Here is a 19,158-nt window from a genome sequence, read left to right on the forward strand (position 1 = left end):
CGCTCCCACATTGGATCTGTGGCGAGCACAAACCTGTGGGAGCGAGCCTGCTCGCGAAAGGGCCAGTCCAGTCACTACCAAATCAGAGGCCATCATCATGCACTTCGACCTCACAGACCTGCGCCTCTATCTGCACATTCTCGACACCGGCAACATCACCGCCGGCGCCGCCCGCAGCCATCTCTCACTTGCCGCCGCCAGCGCCAGAATCCGCGCGATGGAAGCGTCATTGGGCACCGAGTTTCTGCAGCGCGGCCGGCGTGGCATCACGCCGACTCCCGCCGGCAAAGCCTTGGCGCAACACGCGCGCATCCTCTTGCAACAGGCCGAACGCATGCAGCAGGATCTGGCCGACTACGCCCAAGGCGTCAAAGGTCAGGTGCGTCTGCTGTGCAACACCACCGCGATCACCGAATACCTGCCGGAAGTGCTCGCGGACTTCTTGCGCAGCCACCGCAATCTCGACATCGACCTGCAAGAGCTGCCCAGCGCACGCATCACTCACGCGTTGCGCCAGGGTGCGGCGGATCTGGGGATTGTGTCCGACGCGGTCGACACCAGCGACTTACAGACGCAAGCGTTCCGCGACGATCCACTGGTGCTGATTCTGCCGCTCGACCACCCATTGTCTGACGCCGCCGAGGTCAGTTTCAGTGACGCCTTGCGCCACGACTTTGTAGGACTGAGCGCCGACAGTGCCTTGGCCATCTATCTCGAAGAACAGGCCCTGCACAGCGGCTCGCGAATGCAGGTGCGCATACGCGCGGATGGCTTCGACGGCGTGATACGCATGGTCGGCCGTGGCGCGGGGCTTGCCATCGTGCCACTGGCCGCTGTCGAGCGCGCGGCGTCTCGCACCTTCAAAAGCATTGCCCTTGATGAACCCTGGGCCCGCCGTACCCTGATGCTCTGTGCCAGAGATTTCAGCGCATTGCCGGGGTACGCCAAAGCGTTGTTGCACGCCTTGACTCTCCCCTAAGGGGCAGACTTCATCCTTGGCTTTTTCCAGCAGGGACATTGACCATGGGCAAACGCATTCTGTTGATTCTCGGCCATCCTTCGGCGAGCAGTTTCTGCGCCGCGCTTGCCGAGGGTTACGCCCAATCGGCGCTTGAGGCCGGGCATGAGTTGCGGCAGTTGCGACTCGGAGCGCTGGATTTCGATCCGGTGCTGCGTGCAGGTTATCAACAGGTCCAGGCGCTGGAAGATGACTTGAGCGCGGCTCAGTCCGACATCCTCTGGGCCGAACATCTGACGCTGGTTTACCCGATCTGGTGGGGCGGTATTCCGGCGCTGCTCAAAGGTTTTTTTGATCGGGTGCTGCTGCCGGGATTCGCCTTCAAATACCGCAAAGGCAAAGCCTATCCGGACAAACTGCTGAAGGGTCGCACCGCCCATTTGCTGGTGACGATGGACACACCGCTCTGGTATTACCGCTGGATCTATCGCATGCCCGGCTTGCATGAAGTGCGCAAGACCACCCTCGAGTTCTGTGGGATAAAACCACTGCGCACCCTCACCTTCGGCCCGGTGCTCGACTCAACCGATCAGCAACGACAAACCTGGTTGCAGCAGGCGCAGGCTATCGCCGGTCGTTGAGTCTGCCGATAATGCGCCGCGCGGTCTCACATTAAAAAGGACGTTTATGTACATCGGCCAAGCTGCGCAACGCTCCGGCACCACCATCAAAAGTATCCGTCACTACGAGACGATCGGCCTGCTGCCCAAACCTCGCCGCCATGGCAACTACCGCCTCTACGATCAACAAAGTGTCGAACTGCTGATCTTCATCAAATGCGCCAAAGACATGGGTTTTCGGCTCAAGGAGTTGCAGGCGATCTTCGCTGATCACCACGGTGAGGCGATGCCTTGGGCGCTGGCGCGACAGGCCATCGAAGCGAAGAAACGCGAAATCAACGACAGCATGGCCGAGCTCACCCGGCAATACGCGCAACTGGAAGGGTTCGAGGCAACCCTTGAGCACGCCAGAGTCAGTTGCCCGCTGAAAAACCTCTAAGCGGTGTGCGCGCTTCTGAGCACTTCGATGTCGAGCACAGACAACTGAGCAGCGCCCGGGCGCTATAGGGTGCGACTTCATTCCTCAAGTCCACTGCCCGGAGTCCCCCATGACCGCGACCGCCCCTATCACTGTTCTGCGCGACACCCACCCGCTGCCGGTACTCGATGCCTGCAAATGGGAAAAACTCGAGGGCGACCCGCACACCGTCAACCTCAACGCCTACACCAGCGAAGACGGCAGCAAGATCATGGGCACCTGGATCTGCACACCGGGCAAGTGGCGCGTGGAATATGTGAAGTGGGAGTACTGCCATTTCCAGGAAGGCTACTGCGTGATCACCCCGGACGGCATGGAGCCGATTCACCTGCGCGCCGGCGATATTTTCGTGGTTGAACCGGGGATGAAAGGCACGTGGGAAGTGGTTGAGACGGTGCGCAAATATTTCGTGTTTGCCTGATGCAAAAAAGCCGGGAGATCACCCGACGTGATTTCCCGGCAACACCTACTGCAATTTATTTCAGTACATCCCAGAGATATCCACACCCCAGAGATATCTGTGGGAATAGAGAACCTGTGGCGAGGGGATTTATCCCCGATTGGCTGCGAAGCGGCCCCCTGCATTTTGTCAGTCAAAACGCGGGCTCAGGTTTTGCGACTGCTGCGCAGCCGAGCGGGGATAAATCCCCTCGCCACAAAAAGCTCTTTCACCAGAGACTTTGAAAAGTTACTGCGGCTTGCGGTAGCTGTTGATGATCGCCGAGAAGTCTTTACCGCCTTCACCGCGCTGGCTCATCGCCTGATACAACTGCTGCGCCACCGCGCCGAGCACCACCGGTTGATGCGCCTGACGCGCCGCTTCCGTCGCCAGCCCGAGATCCTTGAGCATCAACTCAGCCCCAAACCCGCCGGTATAACCGCGCGAGGCCGGCGCCGTTTCGACGATGCCCGGCCACGGGTTGTACATTTCCGAACTCCAGCAACGCCCGGTCGAGCTGTTGATGATGCCAGCCAACACCGACGTGTCGATGCCCAGCGCATCGCCCAAGGCCATCGCTTCACTGACGCCGACCATGGAAATCGCCAGCAGCAAGTTGTTGCAGATCTTGGCAATCTGCCCGGTGCCGACCTCACCGCAATGCACGATGTTGCGGCCCATCTGCGCCAGCACCGGTTGCAGGGTGGCGAACAGTTGCGGGGTGGCGCCGACCATAAATGTCAGGGTCCCAGCGGTCGCGCCGCCGGTGCCGCCCGAAACCGGCGCATCGGCCACGGTCACACCTTGTTTCGCAGCCGCGGCAGCCACATCGCGAGCCGTCTGTGGATCGATGGTGCTGCAATCCACTGCCGGCACGCCTTTGCCGATGCCGGCGAGCACGCCGTCCTCACCCAGCCATACGCTGCGCACGTGCACGGCGGCCGGGAGCATGGTGATCACCAGTTCGGCGTCTTCGGCCGCTTCACGGGCCGATGAACGAATCGTGCCGCCCTGCTGCTCCAACTCCGCCAAAACGGTTTTGTTCAGATCAACCAGGTTCAGCGAATGGCCCGCCTTGATCAGGTTACGCGCCATCGGCGCGCCCATGTTGCCCAGACCGATAAATGCGATTTTCATGGCCCGTTCCTCAGCGCAGGTTGATGGTGGTGTTCACGCCGTCGTTGACGCTGTCGTCATCGAACCAGCGCGCCGTGACCGTTTTGGTCTGTGTGTAGAACTGCACCACTTGCTTGCCGTACGGGCCGAGGTCGCCGAGTTTCGAACCTCGCGAACCGGTGAAGCTGAAGAATGGCACCGGCACTGGAATCGGAATATTGATGCCGACCTGGCCGACGTCGATTTCAGTCTGGAATTTACGCGCCGCTGCGCCGCTCTGGGTGAACAGACCCGTGCCGTTGCCGAACGGGTTGGCGTTGACCAGCGCAATCGCCTGATCGAGGGTGTCGACTTCCAGCACCACCAGCACCGGGCCGAAGATTTCCTGGGTGTAAATCTGCATGTCGGTGGTCACGCCCGAGAACAGGGTCGGGCCGACAAAGTTGCCTTGCTCGTAGCCCGGCACCTTGATGTCGCGGCCATCCAGTTCGAGCTTGGCGCCCTCCTTGATACCGCTTTCGATCAGGTCGAGAATCCGTGCCTTGGCTTTCTTCGAGATCACCGGCCCGACATCGGTGCCCGGCTCGCTACCGGCATTGACCGTAAGTTTCTGCGCCAGCGCTTTCAGATCCGGCAACCATTGTTTCGCAGCGCCCACCAGCACCACCACCGAGGTGGCCATGCAACGTTGCCCGGCCGCACCGAAACCGGCGCCGACCAGCGCATTCAGCGCTTGTTCGCGATTGGCGTCCGCCAGCACCACGGCGTGGTTCTTCGCGCCCATCATCGATTGCACGCGTTTGCCGTGCTTGCCGGCCAAGTCATAAACGTGAGTGCCGACCGCCGTCGAACCGACGAAGGACACCGCTTTGATGTCCTTGTGCGTGCACAGACCATCGACCACATCTTTACCGCCATGCACCACGTTGAGCACGCCAGCCGGAACGCCGGCCTCGATGGCCAACTCCACCAACAACATGGTCGACAGCGGATCCTGTTCTGAAGGTTTCAAGACGAAGGTGTTGCCGCACGCGATAGCCATCGGGAACATCCACAGCGGAATCATTGCCGGGAAGTTGAACGGCGTGATGCCGGCGCACACACCGATTGGCTGGCGCAAGGTGTAAGTGTCGACGCCGCCGGCAACGTTTTCGGCGAATTCACCCATTTGCAGGGTGCCGATGGAGCAGGCATGTTCGACCACTTCCAGGCCACGGAAAATATCCCCCTCGGCGTCGGCAATGGTTTTGCCCTGCTCGGCGCTAAGCACCACGGCGATGCGTTTGGAGTGTTCGCGGATCAGCGCTTGCAGCTTGAGCATGATGCGCATGCGGGCGCCAATCGGGGTCAGTTTCCAGGTCTGGAAGGCGCGGTGAGCGGCACTGATGGCGGCATCCACTTCAGTGGCAGTGGCGAACGGCACCTTGGCCAGCACTTCTTGGGTCGCCGGATTGACGATGTCGTGCCATTCGGTGGTCTGCGATTCGACCCATTCACCGTTGATCAGCAGCTTGACCTTCTGGACCGTGGTTTCGTTGGGCGTAAGCGATGCGTTCATGCTGGTCTCCAAAACTTGTTTTTATCGTAGGAGCCAAGGCGAAGGGTTCGCCTTGAGATGAGGCGTGTGTCACGAATTGGTTGTCGGACTGTTTTTGGAGTATAGATGTGCAAACTTCTAATAAGAACGCACATATAAGCCCGTCCATCATGCAAAAAAACATCACCTCTTTAGGTTCGCTGAACTGGGACGACCTCAAGTTTTTCCTCGAAGTCGCCCGTACCCGCAAGGCCAGCACCGCCGCCAAACGGCTGGCTGTCGACTACACCACGGTGTCGCGTCGGATCAGTTCGCTGGAAGCGGCGTTAGGCACGTTGCTGTTCGAGAAGTCGCGCACCAGCGGTTTTGTGCTGACCACCGAAGGCCAGCGTTTGCTCGGTTATGCCGAGTCGATCGAAAGCACCTTGCACATGGCCTGCGAGCAGGTTTCCGGCTCCGGCGTGGCGCTGTCCGGGCATGTGCGCATGGGCTGCACCGAAGGTTTCGGCAGTTTTTTCATCACCCCGCAATTGAGCCACTTCGTTGATGCCTACCCGGCGATTTCGGTGGACATCCTGCCGCTGCCGCACTTCATCAGCCTGTCCAAGCGCGAAGCCGATATTGTCATCGCCTTGGAGCGTCCTGAGCATGGGCCGTACGTCTGCTGCAAACTCTGCGACTACCGCTTGCAGCTCTACGCGACCCAGGACTACCTCGACCAACACCCACCGATCCGCCGCCCGGGCGACTTGAGCAAGCATCAATTCATCAGTTATGTGGACGATCTGGCGTTCAGTTCGGAGCTGCTGTACCTGGCGAACGTGCTGCCCGGCGCCCACGCGAACCTGCGCAGCACCAGCGTGATCGCGCAATTTGTGGCCGCGCAGCAAGGACGTTCACTGGCGATTCTGCCGTGCTTCCTGGCCGCGCAGGACCCACGCCTGCTGCCGGTACTGCCGGAAGAAATCAACATCACCCGGCAGTTCTGGATGTACTGCCGCGAGGATCTGAGGAAGCTCAAGCGGATTACCCTGTTGTGGGATTACATCCGCGAGGTGACCGAGCGCAATCAGGCGCTGTTGATGGGTGAAAGCCGTGAGATGCAGTTCGCCGATTAACCGGCGCTGACCACAATCGCCACCCGACGGTTTTCCGTGCGGCCCGCCGCCGTGGTGTTCGGGGCCACCGGCTCGCTGCTGCCGAGACCTTGCAACTGGATATTTTCCGGCTTCATGCCGACCGTGCCGAGCACGTTGGCGACGCTTTTGGCGCGGCGCAGCGACAGTTGTTGGTTGTAGGTTTCTTTGCCCGACGCATCGGTATGGCCGTCGACTCGCACGCGCTCGATACCAACACCGAGCAGGGCCTTGCCGATGCGCTCGACAATCTCGGTGCTTTGCGCGTTCAGGCTTTCCACGTCGCTGCCAAACAGCACTTTGCCCGACAGGCCAAACTCCCAGCCTTCTTCAGTCAGCTCAAAGCCTTGCTGTTTGAGCACGGCAATTTGCGCCGGAGTCAGGCCTTTGGGCGGGGCGGTCTGGCAACCGGTCAGGGTCAGTGCAGCCAGCAACAGCAGCGCGGAAAACAAACGAATGGGCAGTGTGAACACGGTAATCAGCTCCTGGTTTGAACGGGATCGACCGGGTGCTCCGCCCCAGCCGTGAATTGGGCGCCACGCGACAGACGCTTGGCCTGATACATCGCCGCATCGGCGGCATTGAGCAGCGCACCGGGGGTCGCGCCATGATCGGGGAAAACCGCGATGCCGATACTGAGCGAGGTCACGACACTGGTCCCACCCGGCAGCGCGATAGGCGTATCCATGCTGGCGAGGATCTTGTCGGCAATACGCTCGGCATCTTCGATCTTGTGCAGCGGCGTCAGCAGCACGGCAAACTCGTCACCGCCCAGTCGCGCCACCAGGTCTTCCTCACGCAATTGCGCGCGGATGCGATTGGCAATAGCCACCAACACGGCATCGCCGGCGGCATGGCCAAAGTTGTCGTTGATGCCTTTAAAGCGGTCACTGTCGAGAAACAGCACGGCGACTCGTTCGTTGAGCTTGCCGCCACTGCGCAAGGCGCGAATCAGGCGGCCCTCGAAAAAGGCGCGGTTCGGCAGGCCAGTGAGGCTGTCGTGACTGGCCTGGTGGGCAAGTGTCTCGTTTTCGCTCTGCAGATGGCTCTGCCAGGACTCGAGCTCATCGAGCAAGGCATTGAAGTCGTTGCCGAGATTGTCCAGTTCGGCGATTTGCGCTGGCGGTACGCGTCGGTCCAACGCGCGTTCGCTGCGCGCGGCGTGGGCCACGCTAGCAAGACTGCGCAGCGGGCCGATGATTTCGCGCAGTTGCCGACGTGCCAGATAGATCGCCAGGCAAGCGCTGATGGCAGTACAGAGAATGATCCCGGCCAGACCACTGAGCAGAAAACGCATCAGGCTGCCGCCGTGACCTATGAGCAAGACGCGACCGATTTCACGGTCCTGATGAACGATCGGCAGGCTGATGGGCTTTTCCAGAAGGGCGCGGGTGATGAGCGTTTCCAGCCCGGAGAACAGCCCGTTCTCTGGTCGTTGCCAACGCGCGAGCAACTGGCCCCGCGCATCGAGCACCTGCGCATCGGCTACTTCTTCGGTGGACGCGATCAGCTCCAGCGCTTCCGTAGCGGCCGTCTTGTCGTTGAACACCACTGCCGCTTCCACGGTGTAGCTGATCGAGCGGGCAATCAGGTGCAGGTTGTGATCGGCATAAACCCGCAGCGCCAACACGCCAAGCAGTGTCAGCGAAACACTGGCCATGGCCACCGCCAGCAGCGCCACCGTCAAGTGCCCACGACCCAGAACCGAGCCCAGTGTCGGGCGGATATTCGATCTGAAAAGTCTCATGGCGCCGCCGGTTTCCGACGCGACAGTTGCAGCACGCTTGGGTGAATGCGCACGCCGCTGCGGGCTACGGAGTCGAGATTGACCTCGAAGGACACCTGTTCATCGCCGACACGCAGGCAGAACAGGCTGCCGACCGTGCACTGATCGCCACCCTCGCTGATGCTCAACACCGGATGGCCAATCAGGGACGCAAAGAGCCGACTGCGCTCCTCCGACGTGAGTTTGCCGATATACACCGCGTCGCATTCATTGGCGATGGCCGGATTGTCGGCCAGCAATCGACGCACGACAACCGGCCGGCCAGTCGCCTGAGTGGTGCCTTTGACGAGGTCGTCGGTATATTCGGTGGGCCCGACGATGCACAGGCGCAATTGCGCGGGCTCGACCGGCCAACGGGCGTAACTGAGGATGCCAAGTACGACTTGCGTGACAGATTGAGCGCGCTGCTCAGCCATGCCTGTCGGCGCTTGTGGCTGCGCGACGGCCATGCCCGTCAGCAGCCAGAGCAGACCGACCAGCCACGCGTGCTTGCAGCCAACTACGCGCGCTGTCGACCAGACAGACACCTTCATGCAGGGATTCTCTTGGATCGTACCGAAATGATGCCGCAACGATAGCACAGCGGCGAAATGCCAGCGAGGCAGCGAGCACTGACCGGTTAGTCAGTAATCGCCGCCGATCACGCAGGTTTTCATCCCTGAGGCTCGAAGCCTTCTTCCAGTTCCAGCATCAGCCCGCTCAGGCGTTTGACCTTGCGCAACACCGCTTCCTCAAACACCCCGGCGCGGGGTTCGACCAAGGTAAACCAGTGCTTGGCCCGGGTGATGCCGGTGTAGATCAGTTCTTTGGTCAGCACCGGATTCAGGGCGTCCGGCAGAATCAGCGCGGTGTGGGCGAACTCCGAACCCTGGGACTTGTGCACCGTCATCGCGTAGACGGTTTCGACGTCGTTGAGCCGGCTCGGCAACACGAAGCGCACGCCGCCCTGCCCATCGTTGCGCGGGAAAGCCACACGCAGCACCGGTTTACCGGCGTCCGGCCCTTCGCGTTCGGGCAACTTGAGGGCGATACCGATATCGCCGTTCATCAAGCCCAGACCGTAGTCGTTGCGTGTCATCAGCACCGGGCGACCTTCGTACCATTGCTGGTCGTTTTCGATCAGCCGCGCCTTGAGCAGCGCTGCGGTGATGCGCAGGTTCAAGCCTTCAACGCCCCATGGCCCTTTGCGCACGGCACACAATAACTGGAAGGTATCGAACGCCTGCAGAACCTCCCGCGCCCAATTGATCCAGTCCGGGTGTTCCAGCGGTCTGCCCGGCGTCGGGCGCTGATTGCGCAGCACGCTCAAATAGTGGCGATAGCCTTGTGGGCCGTCGCCATGGCCCTCGAGCAGCAATCGCTCCAGATGGTGATCGTGCTCGCCTTTCAGCGCTAGCGAAAACACATCGTCATAGTGCCCGGCCGAGAGCAACTCACGTGCCTCTTCCGGCAACTGCTGGTTGACGCGCCGCGCCAGCTGACCAATGCCGCTGCCCTCGCCGAAGCGCCGCGAATGACGCAGCATCACCACTTGCTGTGCCAGCGGGTGCGCGCCGTCGACGTCTTCATGCAAACCGCTGTCCTGCAGCGATTCGCCACTGACCGACTCCAGCCACTGGCGAGTCTGTGGGCTGTACCAACCGCTCTCGGCGTCACGGCACAAATCCCCCAGCACCGCGCCGGCCTCCACAGAAGCCAGTTGATCCTTGTCGCCCAGCAACACCAGTCGGGCGTGAGCCGGCAAGGCGTCGAGCAGATTGGCCATCATCTCCAGGTCGATCATCGACGCTTCATCGACCACGAGCACGTCCAGCGGTAAGCGGTTGCCAGCATGGTGACGGAAGTGTCGGGTGCCGGGACGGCTGCCAAGCAAACGGTGCACCGTGGTTACGTCGCAAGGGATTTTTGCCCGCACGTTTTCGGCAACTTTCAGCGATTGCACTTGCTGACTGATGGACTCGGTCAATCGCGCAGCGGCCTTGCCGGTCGGTGCGGCCAAACGAATCCGCAGTGGTTGACCAACCTCTACCGCCGGCGCTTGCAGGAGCGCAAGCAAACGCACCACCGTGGTGGTTTTACCGGTGCCGGGACCGCCCGTGACGATGCTGAAAGCACCACGCGTGGCGAGTGCGCAGGCGAGCTTCTGCCAGTCGATCACCTCACCAGCCCTGGCCGCTCCGAACAGTTCGTTCAGGCGTTGCGGCAGGTCATCCGGTGTCGCTTCGCCCTGGGCGAGACGTTGGCGCAATGCCGTGTCGATGCGCCGCTCGTACGCCCAGTAGCGGCGCAGATACAGGCGTTTTCCGCAGAGCACCAGCGGTCGCTGCTGCGCCGTTTCCCGGACATCGGCCGACAGCGCGACCAGATCACTGCCTGCCAACGCCTTGCACCAATGCACGCCATCGAGCGCTTCAAGCAACTGCGAAGGCAACAGCAGCACGCCACCTTGCACATCGCCTTCGGGCGGCAATGACAGTGCGAAATCAGGAGCTTTGAGGGTTTCGAACAGGTCCAGGCAAACGTGCCCATGGCCGAGTTGATGGCTGGTCAGGGCCGCGGCGAGCAGTACCAGCGGATCGGTATCAGGTTCAAGCTCGTAAAGAAACGCGACGAATGCCTTGTCCAGCGCCCGCAGCCAGCCACGCTCGACCCAGCGGCTGAGCAACAGCAACAGATCATCGGCCTTGCTCAGCGGTGAAAGCGTTGACAGGCTGTCGGCGGTCAAAGGCGTTGGTAGCAGATCAGCGAAGGTACGGTTCATAGCAGGATTCCCTGTTCCCATGCGGGTTCGGCCTTGGGTTCAGGTTTACCCTGGAACATCCGGTCCAGACGTTCGATCAACTCACGCGGCGGTCGCGCAAAGTACACACCGCGACTGTCGGCTCGCGTGCCGCGCAGGAACAGATACAGTGCTCCGCCGACATGCCGGTCGTAATCGTAGTCAGGCAGCCGCGCCTTGAGCTGACGATGCAACGCCAACAGGTACAACACGTATTGCAGGTCGTAGCGGTTGTCGAGGATCGACTTTTCCATCGCCTGCTCGGTGTAAGCCAGATCATCCACGCCCAGCCAGTTGGATTTGTAATCGGCTACGTAATAACGGCCATCGTGCTCAAAGGTCAGGTCGATGAAGCCCTTGAACATGCCATTGAGTTGTACCGGTTCTGCTGCGACGCGGGCCAGACCATTATGGGTGTACTGACGCACGAGCTCGTCGAGTTTGAGCACGTCGACCTTGTGGCTGGCGAACCAGAATTCCATTTCAACCCGATATTGCTTCAGTTGCTCAAGAACCACCGGCGCCTGCCCGCCGCCAATCGACAGCGGGGATTTGAGCAGGTGTTGTAACCAGTCACTGAGGGTCGTGATCCAGCCTTCCCAGCCACGCAGGTTGCAGCGGCGCGCAATCGAATCCTCCAGCGCTTCGCGAGTAACCGCAAAGCCGTCGTCACCGGCCCACTCCAGCAAACCGTGGAGAAACGTGCCCGGATTGGGGCCACGGGGAAACCGATGGATATCGGCGCCGCCGGCGATGATCTCTCGCGGCGCATCAGGGTCGAGGCGTTCGTCATCGAACAGTTTCTGTGCTTGCGGGCTGTCCGGAGCTTCGTCGCTGCCCATGCTCAAGACATCACTGATGCGCAATGCGCTGTAGGAAGCGATCCACCAGTTTTCGCTGGCTTTGCGCTTGGGTAACAGCGTGGCACTGAGGATCGCGTCATTGCGTGGCGGTTGGTAATGCTCCTCGGTGGGCGGCGGCATTTCTGCCAGGCTGATGGCCGGGCAGTCTTGTTGCAAATCTTCTAACCAACGGTTCAGTCCGCTGGATTCACCCAGCGATGCACCACCGCCCAGCAAGTAGCCAAGTGCAGAAAGGTGCAATACCGAACTATTGTTATTGCCTCGCTTGAGATCCGTCACACCCAGCCAACAGGCGTGCTGCGCGCGGGTCAGAGCGACATACAGCAGGCGCAGATCTTCAGCCAGACGTTCGTCGTCAGCTTGTGCGATCAACTCGGCGGTCGGCTTGAGACTGACTTGAGCCTTGCCTGAAGCATCGTGGTAATGCAGCGGCAAACGGCTGCCGTCTACCGGTTTCGCCGAGCAAATGAATGGCAGAAATACCAGAGGGTACTCAAGGCCTTTCGACTTGTGGATGGTCACGACCTTGACCAGTTGCTCATCACTTTCCAGACGCAGGATCTGCTCTTCGCCAGCCTGACCGGACAGCGCCAGAAGCTCGGCCAAATGACGGATCAACGCTTGCTCGCCGTCCAGTTCCGCAGCGGCTTGTTGCATCAGCTCCGACAGGTGCAACAGGTTGGTCAGAACACGTTCGCCGTCAGTGCGTGCGATCAACGCCTGCGGCAAATGGAAATCGTGCAACAGGCGCCGCAGCATCGGCAGCACGCCTTGCTTGCGCCACAGCTCGCGGTAGCCGCGGAACTGCATGACCCGGGATTCCCAGACCAGCTCATCCTGGTTCAACCGCTCCAGCTCAACCAATGGCAGGTTCAGGGTGATGCAGGCCAATGCGGCTTTCAATGAACGCTCGACGTCCGGCTCGGCACATGCCTTGAGCCAGGACAGCAGGTCGTGGGCTTCTTGCGCCGCGAACACCGAATCCTTGTCGGAGAGGTAAACGCTGCGCACGCCTCGGGCGGCGAGTTGACCGCGCACGGCCTGAGCCTCTTTGCCATCCCGGACGAGAATCGCGATATCCGAAGGGCGCAGGCCTCTGAACGCTTCACCGTCCCGAGTGAATCCGGCGCTAGCGGTTTGCCCGCCATTGAGCAGAGCGGTGATTTCACTGGCGCATGCAGCTGCCATTTGTTGCCGGTAAACCACGCCTGACAGCGGTTGATCACTGGATAAATGCCAGACATTCAGCGCCGCGACGTCTTGCCCGGCGATCTGCAGTTTCTCCTTGCGACCTTGCGAATCAACCGGCTGAAACGGCACAGGATTCTCGCCGCTTTTCTCGCGGAACAAAAACGCGCCGCGTCCCTGCTCTCGGGACTCGGCGCGCTCGAACACATGATTGACTGCCGTCACCATGCCATGGCTGGAACGGAAGTTGGTGCCCAGCGTATGCAATCGGCCAGTGGTGGCTTGGCGCGCCCGCAGATAGGTGTAGATGTCTGCACCGCGGAATGCGTAGATCGCCTGCTTGGGGTCGCCGATCAGAAACAGCCCAGTATCGGGATTGTTGTCTTCGATGCGATAGATACTCTCGAAGATGCGGTACTGCACCGGGTCGGTGTCCTGGAATTCGTCAATCAACGCCACCGGGAACTGCTCCCGGATCAACGTCGCAAGACGTTCGCCACCGTCAGATTGCAGCGCTGCATCCAGGCGCAAGAGCATGTCGTCGAAACCCATCTCGGCACGGCGGCGCTTCTCTTCTTCGAAGCGCGCGCCGACCCATTTGGCGGCGTGTTGCAAAACGGCAGCGTCGGGCGTTGGCAATGCATCGAGGCTCGACTTGAGGCCCTGCATGGCGTCCAGACCCGGATGGCTCGGAGCCTGGCCTTTCCACGCTTCGGCCATTCCATCAGGGGTCAACCGGCTGAAACCGGTGCCGATGTCGAGTTGTTCGAGGGACTCATCCTCTGCCCAGGCTTTGAGCTTTTCAAACCACGGTTCGAAGTAACGCGCTTGCATCTTGCGCCCGTCGACGGCTTTATTCGCGACACCCTCATGGCAGATGACGAGCAACTCGTCGGCCCACTGACGCCAGGGCATTTTCAATTCGATCAAGGCTGCACGGCGTTCCAGCAGACACTCTTCGATCAGCTCTGCCGGAGCCTTGCTGTTATCGCTGTCGCGCTCACTGGCGAACAGCCCGCGCACCCGAGGCAACAATGCCGCAGGCCCACCCCAATTGTTGCGAACCCAGTTCAGCGCATCGCCTTGCATCGGATAACAGAACAGTCGCCAGTAATCGCGCAGCACTTCGCCGAGCAAATCGCTGTGATCGGTTTCCAGGGATTGGGTAAACAGGCTGCCGCTGTCGAACGCATGCTCGCGCAGCATGCGCTGACACCAACTGTGAATGGTCGAGACGGCAGCCTCGTCCATCCATTGCGCAGCGATATCGAGCCGGTTGGCGCATCCAGACCATTGCCGAGGATCGAATTGATCGCGTAGTTCGGCGATCAAACCGTCGGGGGCGGGGATTTCATCACGGAAGTAACGTGCAGCTTCGGCGAGGCGTGTGCGAATCCGCTCACGCAGCTCTTTGGTTGCGGCATCGGTGAACGTCACTACAAGGATTTGCGGCGGCAACAGTTCGCGAGGGAACCCGCTCGACTCGCCACCATGCCCCAGGATCAGGCGTAGATAGAGCGCAGAAATGGTGAAGGTTTTACCGGTACCGGCACTGGCCTCGATCAACTGACTGCCACGCAACGGGAATGCCAAAGCGAGCGGTGTTTTCGTACTCATGAACGCGCCCCTTCGCTGGACAATGAACGCCAGGGTGCTTCAAACAGAGGACGGTATAACGCGTCGCACCAACCGGTGAAGGTCTCGTCCGCAAGCAGCGCATCAAAGTCGGCATATTGCCGGGTCAGCGCAGGACTTTCGCGGCGCTCGCCTTCACTGTTCTGACCGTCACCGTCATAGGCTTTACGGGCAGCGGCTTCGGCCTTGAGCGGATCGGTCTGGGACAGCCAGGCAAACGCGGTTTTCACTGCAATCGGCAATGGCTGGCGCATGCCTGCCTGCCAGGCGAGGAGAAGGTCACCGAGAAACCGAACGGATCTTTCCTGCTCCATAGGCTCAAGCAGCAAGGTATCGTCACTGGCCACCAATGCTGTGGTCAGTGAAACGCCGCTGGCGCAGGCGACAAGGTGATTGACCCACGGTTTGGTCAGTCGATGCCATTTGCGGCTCTTGATCGAGCCAATGCTGTTGGGAATGGTCGTGACCGACAAGACACCGCCATCGGCGCGCTGATGCAGGCCCGAGAGCCAGCCTTCAAGGCGTAAATTCTGCAACTCGAGATGAATCGGCATCGCGCTGGTCAGCGGGGTTGGCCATAACGTCAGAAGTTGCCGATAGCGTAGCAGCAAGTCTGGTAGCGGCTCGATCAACTCTCGTTGCAGGCATTCGCCAAAACCCGCCATTGGCAACAATCCGCTGTTTTGCAGACGGCGCGCCTGAGCTTCGAGCGCCTGCTCGACATTCTCGGGCTGTCGCAGCGCGGCTTCGAGCAAGCTGTCGCTGAGCGTATAACGCTGCAACGCGTCCAGCACGAAAGGCTCTTCATCGGCCAGCGGGGCTTCGGCGGCCTCGAAATAGACTTTGAGTCGCTGAGTGAAAAAGTGCCGGACCGGGTTGCGCAAGAAGTCTTGCAACAAGGTCAGGCTCAACGGCTCCTCCTGGATATAAGGCGTGAGTAACTGAGCGTCGGTTTGTGGCTCATGTTGTTGATGCAAAACCTGCCATTCACTGGCGTAGCTGAACAGCTGATCGCCATCATGGAAATAGCGCGCACTGAACGGTTGCAGCGGATGCTCTTCGGTAATCGCGCTCAACAGATCCTGGCTTTCGTCTAGCAGTCGCCAGCCACTGGCGAGGTGATCACGCAATTGGCCGATCAACACCGAAGCAGGCCGTTCACTGTTGTCCCGAATGCTGCGGCCGACCCAACTGATGTAGAGCTGATGGCGTGCGGACAGAAGCGCTTCGAGCAACAGATAACGATCGTCTTCACGCCGCGACCGGTCACCCGGGCGGTAATCGCTGCCCATCAGATCGAAGTCCAGCGGTGGCTGCGCGCGAGGGTAATCACCATCGTTCATCCCCAGCAAACAGACCAGTTTGAAGGGAATGGCGCGCATGGGCATCAGCGTACAAAAGTTCACCGCACCGGCCAGGAAGCGCTGAGACAGGCGGCCCTGATCCAGTCCGGCCAGCCAGGCTTCCCGTACGACGGTCAGCGGCAGTTCATCCACCAGACCTACCGCCTCGCAGGTCTCCAGCCAGGTTTCGCGAAGCTCCTCCAACTGCGTCAGCAAGTAATCATCGTGCTCATTACTGGCTTTGAAGAACAATTGCATCAGCGCTTGCAGGCGCTGCCCCCACTCTTTGGGTTGAGCCGGTTGTGTGAGCTGCTGATGAGCGAGTTCCAGGGCATCGAGCAAGGCCACCAAAGGCCCGATCAGTGCAGCATCCAGACCACCGATTTCATCATAGGGCTCGATACCGGCACAGGCTTCGGCGCTGCCGACCGCGTAGCCCAGCAGCATTCGGCGCATACCGAAATGCCAACTGTTCTGCTCCAGTTCCTGCGGTAGTCCAAGCCCGGCGCGTTGTTCGGCATTCATTCCCCAGCGCACACCCGCGCCTTCGATCCAGCGGTGCAACGTCGGCAGGTCGCGCTCTTCCACGCCGAAACGGGCACGCAGCGCCGGTACGTCGAGCAAATCGAGAATCTCGCTGACCGGGAAACGACTGTCCGGCAACTTGAGCAGGTGCTCGACCGCGATCAGCAATGGATCCCGACCACGCTGGCCCTGATCCGCCAATGTGAAGGGGATGAAGCGCGGATCATGTCGATCGATCTGACCAAAAACAGCACGAATGTGTGGGGCATAACTGTCGACGTCCGGCACCATGACGATCACATCGCGCGGGCGCAGATCCGGGTTGGCACTGAAGCGTGCCAACAGCTGGTCATGGAGGATTTCGACTTCGCGTTGAGCACTGTGGGCAACGTGAAAACGGATCGAATCGTCCTTTGCCAGATCAACAGGAGGCCAATGCTCGCGAGTTTCACTGAGTGGACGCAACTCGAGGATGTCGTCCTGTAATTGATTGAGCAAATTGTGCGGCTGAGTGTCGCTGAACAGGTCAATTCGCCCGTCGCGAAAGGCCGCGCGATAGCTGTTGGGATCGTCATAGCTGTCGAGCAGGTTGATGTAGTCGCGACCCTGTTTACCCCATGCAGCCAATAATGGATGGGCGTGTTGATGCAGTGTGTCTGGGTCAAGTGCGACAGGCATGCCACTCTTGCGCGATTGCCGCTTGTATTGGTGACGCAGTAAATCCTTGTCCGCGACGATATCGGCCCAGTGGTGACGGCAAGGGTTGTGTACGCAGAGCAGAACCTGGCTGAATCGAGCGAGCCCTGCTAGTGCTTCGAGCACCTGAGCTGGCAATGAAGATATCCCGAAGACAATGACTCGCGAGGGTAGTCCAGCCGGAGCTTCTGTCAGGTTATTGATGCGTTCGATAAATCGCTGATGAACGCCGGCACGGCTTTGTGCCATGCCTTTTTCGCCCACGTCGCCCAACAGCGCGCGCCACAATTCGGCTTGCCAGCAACTGGTTGGAGGCAGTGGTTTTATTTCGCCCCTGACGTTTCGTAACTGATGCCGCCCTTCCGCCCAATCCTCAAGCCAGTCTGCCCGATACACCTGATATTGGTCGAAGAGATCCGCCAGACGCTCGGACAGCTGATAGCGCTTGCGCAAGTCAGTGTCGTGGGTGAGGAAGCGTTGCAGCGGCTCAAAATGAGGACGATCGATGACCTGCGGGAGCAGGCGCATCAAACGCCAGGTCAATGGCGCTTTATCGAGCAGGGATTTGGGCGGAATTTCATCTCGGCCCAAAACCATTCGGTACAACTGCCACATGAAACTGCCGGGCAACTGCACATCGATTGCTGCGGCAATGCCGCAACCGCCGAGGTCATCTTCCTCGGGGTCTTCTGCCAGGGCCAATTTGAGCCACTGAGCAATGCCGTTGCTCTGTACCAGAGCAATTTCGTTTTCCAGAGGAGCCAATGGATAGCGCCGCATTATGCTGATCACAAGGCTGCGCAGTTCGTCCAGGCTATTGCTCTGGACCACCATAAATGCAGCGTTGAGGGACTGGGCGTCCGGCATAAAGGATTCCTTGGAAAGTACGAAAGCCAGGGCAGAACCTTAGCATTGTCGGCAGGTTGTGACAGCCGGACGGCGTCCGAGATTGCTGTACGAACTTTCCTGCGGGCAAAACAAAACCCCAACTGCTTTCGCAATTGGGGTTTCGGAATTTAATCTTGACGATGACCTACTCTCACATGGGGAAACCCCACACTACCATCGGCGATGCATCGTTTCACTGCTGAGTTCGGGATGGGATCAGGTGGTTCCAACGCTCTATGGTCGTCAAGAAATTCGGGTACCGAACCGTGGCCAGATGGCCTCGCTTCAGCAAATTGGGTATGGGATAGTTTTCGGTGTTTTGTGCTGCCTTTTTAGGGGCGGTCGAACTTTCGGTTCGTTTCGTCTTCACACACCGCAATCTGATGCTCTTTCGAGTACTCAAATTGCTTGGGTGTTATATGGTCAAGCCTCACGGGCAATTAGTATTGGTTAGCTCAACGCCTCACAGCGCTTACACACCCAACCTATCAACGTCGTAGTCTTCGACGGCCCTTCAGGGAACTCAAGGTTCCAGTGAGATCTCATCTTGAGGCAAGTTTCCCGCTTAGATGCTTTCAGCGGTTATCTTTTCCGAACATAGCTACCCGGCAATGCCACTGGCGTGACAACCGGAACACCAGAGGTTCGTCCACTCCGGTCCTCTCGTACTAGGAGCAGCCCCTCTCAAATCTCAAACGTCCACGGCAGATAGGGACCGAACTGTCTCACGACGTTCTAAACCCAGCTCGCGTACCACTTTAAATGGCGAACAGCCATACCCTTGGGACCGGCTTCAGCCCCAGGATGTGATGAGCCGACATCGAGGTGCCAAACACCGCCGTCGATATGAACTCTTGGGCGGTATCAGCCTGTTATCCCCGGAGTACCTTTTATCCGTTGAGCGATGGCCCTTCCATACAGAACCACCGGATCACTAAGACCTACTTTCGTACCTGCTCGACGTGTCTGTCTCGCAGTCAAGCGCGCTTTTGCCTTTATACTCTACGACCGATTTCCGACCGGTCTGAGCGCACCTTCGTACTCCTCCGTTACTCTTTAGGAGGAGACCGCCCCAGTCAAACTACCCACCATACACTGTCCTCGATCCGGATAACGGACCTGAGTTAGAACCTCAAAGTTGCCAGGGTGGTATTTCAAGGTTGGCTCCACG

13 protein-coding genes and 2 rRNA genes (1 of these 15 only partly in view) are annotated in these 19,158 nt (G+C 59.8%); 5 read left to right on the forward strand and 10 right to left on the reverse strand.

The window, feature by feature from the left end; genetic code table 11:
* The first annotated feature begins 97 nt into the window (after positions 1-97).
* The 4 genes from JFT81_RS16165 (at position 98) to JFT81_RS16180 (ending at position 2,477) form a co-directional block, all read left to right on the forward strand.
* Positions 98-979 carry a LysR substrate-binding domain-containing protein gene (locus JFT81_RS16165; RefSeq protein WP_201228066.1) on the forward strand — a complete coding sequence of 294 codons (882 nt, stop codon included), beginning with the start codon at positions 98-100 and terminating at the stop codon, positions 977-979.
* A 44-nt stretch (positions 980-1,023) separates the two neighbouring features.
* The gene (locus JFT81_RS16170) at positions 1,024-1,599 is read left to right on the forward strand and encodes an NAD(P)H-dependent oxidoreductase (protein ID WP_201228067.1); all 576 of its coding nucleotides are present in this window, start codon (positions 1,024-1,026) and stop codon (positions 1,597-1,599) included.
* 46 nt (positions 1,600-1,645) lie between these two features.
* Positions 1,646-2,017 carry a MerR family transcriptional regulator gene (locus JFT81_RS16175; protein WP_201200369.1) on the forward strand — a complete coding sequence of 124 codons (372 nt, stop codon included), beginning with the start codon at positions 1,646-1,648 and terminating at the stop codon, positions 2,015-2,017.
* A 109-nt stretch (positions 2,018-2,126) separates the two neighbouring features.
* A complete protein-coding gene (locus JFT81_RS16180) occupies positions 2,127-2,477 on the forward strand; it encodes a cupin domain-containing protein (protein WP_201228068.1) in 351 nt (116 codons plus the stop codon).
* A 267-nt stretch (positions 2,478-2,744) separates the two neighbouring features.
* Here the strand turns inward: JFT81_RS16180 and mmsB are convergent, their stop codons facing one another.
* Both mmsB and JFT81_RS16190 read right to left on the reverse strand, forming a co-directional pair.
* A complete protein-coding gene (gene mmsB, locus JFT81_RS16185) occupies positions 2,745-3,632 on the reverse strand; it encodes a 3-hydroxyisobutyrate dehydrogenase (protein ID WP_201228069.1) in 888 nt (295 codons plus the stop codon).
* Positions 3,633-3,642: 10 nt separating this feature from the next.
* Positions 3,643-5,169, reverse strand: coding sequence for a CoA-acylating methylmalonate-semialdehyde dehydrogenase (locus tag JFT81_RS16190; protein WP_201228070.1), 1,527 nt, complete (start codon positions 5,167-5,169; stop codon positions 3,643-3,645).
* 149 nt (positions 5,170-5,318) lie between these two features.
* Between JFT81_RS16190 and JFT81_RS16195 the strand changes: the two genes are divergently transcribed.
* Positions 5,319-6,266 carry a LysR family transcriptional regulator gene (locus JFT81_RS16195; RefSeq protein WP_201228071.1) on the forward strand — a complete coding sequence of 316 codons (948 nt, stop codon included), beginning with the start codon at positions 5,319-5,321 and terminating at the stop codon, positions 6,264-6,266.
* On the opposite strand, the gene JFT81_RS16200 is transcribed toward JFT81_RS16195, so the two are convergent.
* From JFT81_RS16200 to JFT81_RS16235, 8 genes are all read right to left on the reverse strand, one after another.
* Complete coding sequence (locus JFT81_RS16200; protein WP_201228072.1) at positions 6,263-6,757, reverse strand: OmpA family protein; 495 nt, start codon at positions 6,755-6,757, stop codon at positions 6,263-6,265. The two genes, JFT81_RS16195 and JFT81_RS16200, sit on opposite strands and share 4 nt — an antisense overlap.
* A 5-nt stretch (positions 6,758-6,762) precedes the next feature.
* Positions 6,763-8,031, reverse strand: a complete 1,269-nt coding sequence (locus JFT81_RS16205) for a diguanylate cyclase (RefSeq protein WP_201228073.1) — start codon at positions 8,029-8,031, stop codon at positions 6,763-6,765.
* Positions 8,028-8,603, reverse strand: a complete 576-nt coding sequence (locus JFT81_RS16210; RefSeq protein WP_201228074.1) for a YfiR family protein — start codon at positions 8,601-8,603, stop codon at positions 8,028-8,030. The genes JFT81_RS16205 and JFT81_RS16210 overlap by 4 nt, the downstream gene beginning before the upstream one ends.
* A 119-nt stretch (positions 8,604-8,722) precedes the next feature.
* Positions 8,723-10,831, reverse strand: coding sequence for an exodeoxyribonuclease V subunit alpha (gene recD, locus JFT81_RS16215; protein ID WP_201228075.1), 2,109 nt, complete (start codon positions 10,829-10,831; stop codon positions 8,723-8,725).
* Positions 10,828-14,517 carry an exodeoxyribonuclease V subunit beta gene (gene recB / locus JFT81_RS16220; RefSeq protein WP_201228076.1) on the reverse strand — a complete coding sequence of 1,230 codons (3,690 nt, stop codon included), beginning with the start codon at positions 14,515-14,517 and terminating at the stop codon, positions 10,828-10,830. Before recB ends, recD begins: the two co-directional genes overlap by 4 nt.
* The gene (gene recC, locus JFT81_RS16225) at positions 14,514-17,966 is read right to left on the reverse strand and encodes an exodeoxyribonuclease V subunit gamma (protein ID WP_201228077.1); all 3,453 of its coding nucleotides are present in this window, start codon (positions 17,964-17,966) and stop codon (positions 14,514-14,516) included. Before recC ends, recB begins: the two co-directional genes overlap by 4 nt.
* 153 nt (positions 17,967-18,119) lie before the next feature.
* Positions 18,120-18,235 (reverse strand): 5S ribosomal RNA (gene rrf, locus JFT81_RS16230).
* A 171-nt stretch (positions 18,236-18,406) separates the two neighbouring features.
* Positions 18,407-19,158, reverse strand: a 23S ribosomal RNA gene (locus JFT81_RS16235); it runs 2,142 nt beyond the window's last position.

Source organism: Pseudomonas sp. TH43, from assembly GCF_016650635.1.
In the GTDB taxonomy this organism is placed as follows: Bacteria; Pseudomonadota; Gammaproteobacteria; order Pseudomonadales; family Pseudomonadaceae; genus Aquipseudomonas.

Excerpts from the sequence above, each read along its gene's own strand:
- JFT81_RS16170 (WP_201228067.1), top strand. The coding sequence starts at position 1,024 with ATGGGCAAACGCATTCTGTTGATTCTCGGCCATCCTTCGGCGAGCAGT.
- JFT81_RS16180 (WP_201228068.1), top strand. The coding sequence starts at position 2,127 with ATGACCGCGACCGCCCCTATCACTGTTCTGCGCGACACCCACCCGCTG.
- JFT81_RS16195 (WP_201228071.1), top strand. The coding sequence starts at position 5,319 with ATGCAAAAAAACATCACCTCTTTAGGTTCGCTGAACTGGGACGACCTC.
- JFT81_RS16210 (WP_201228074.1), bottom strand. The coding sequence starts at position 8,603 with ATGAAGGTGTCTGTCTGGTCGACAGCGCGCGTAGTTGGCTGCAAGCAC.
- JFT81_RS16205 (WP_201228073.1), bottom strand. The coding sequence starts at position 8,031 with ATGAGACTTTTCAGATCGAATATCCGCCCGACACTGGGCTCGGTTCTG.
- JFT81_RS16190 (WP_201228070.1), bottom strand. The coding sequence starts at position 5,169 with ATGAACGCATCGCTTACGCCCAACGAAACCACGGTCCAGAAGGTCAAG.
- JFT81_RS16165 (WP_201228066.1), top strand. The coding sequence starts at position 98 with ATGCACTTCGACCTCACAGACCTGCGCCTCTATCTGCACATTCTCGAC.
- recC (WP_201228077.1), bottom strand. The coding sequence starts at position 17,966 with ATGCCGGACGCCCAGTCCCTCAACGCTGCATTTATGGTGGTCCAGAGC.
- recB (WP_201228076.1), bottom strand. The coding sequence starts at position 14,517 with ATGAGTACGAAAACACCGCTCGCTTTGGCATTCCCGTTGCGTGGCAGT.
- JFT81_RS16175 (WP_201200369.1), top strand. The coding sequence starts at position 1,646 with ATGTACATCGGCCAAGCTGCGCAACGCTCCGGCACCACCATCAAAAGT.
- mmsB (WP_201228069.1), bottom strand. The coding sequence starts at position 3,632 with ATGAAAATCGCATTTATCGGTCTGGGCAACATGGGCGCGCCGATGGCG.
- recD (WP_201228075.1), bottom strand. The coding sequence starts at position 10,831 with ATGAACCGTACCTTCGCTGATCTGCTACCAACGCCTTTGACCGCCGAC.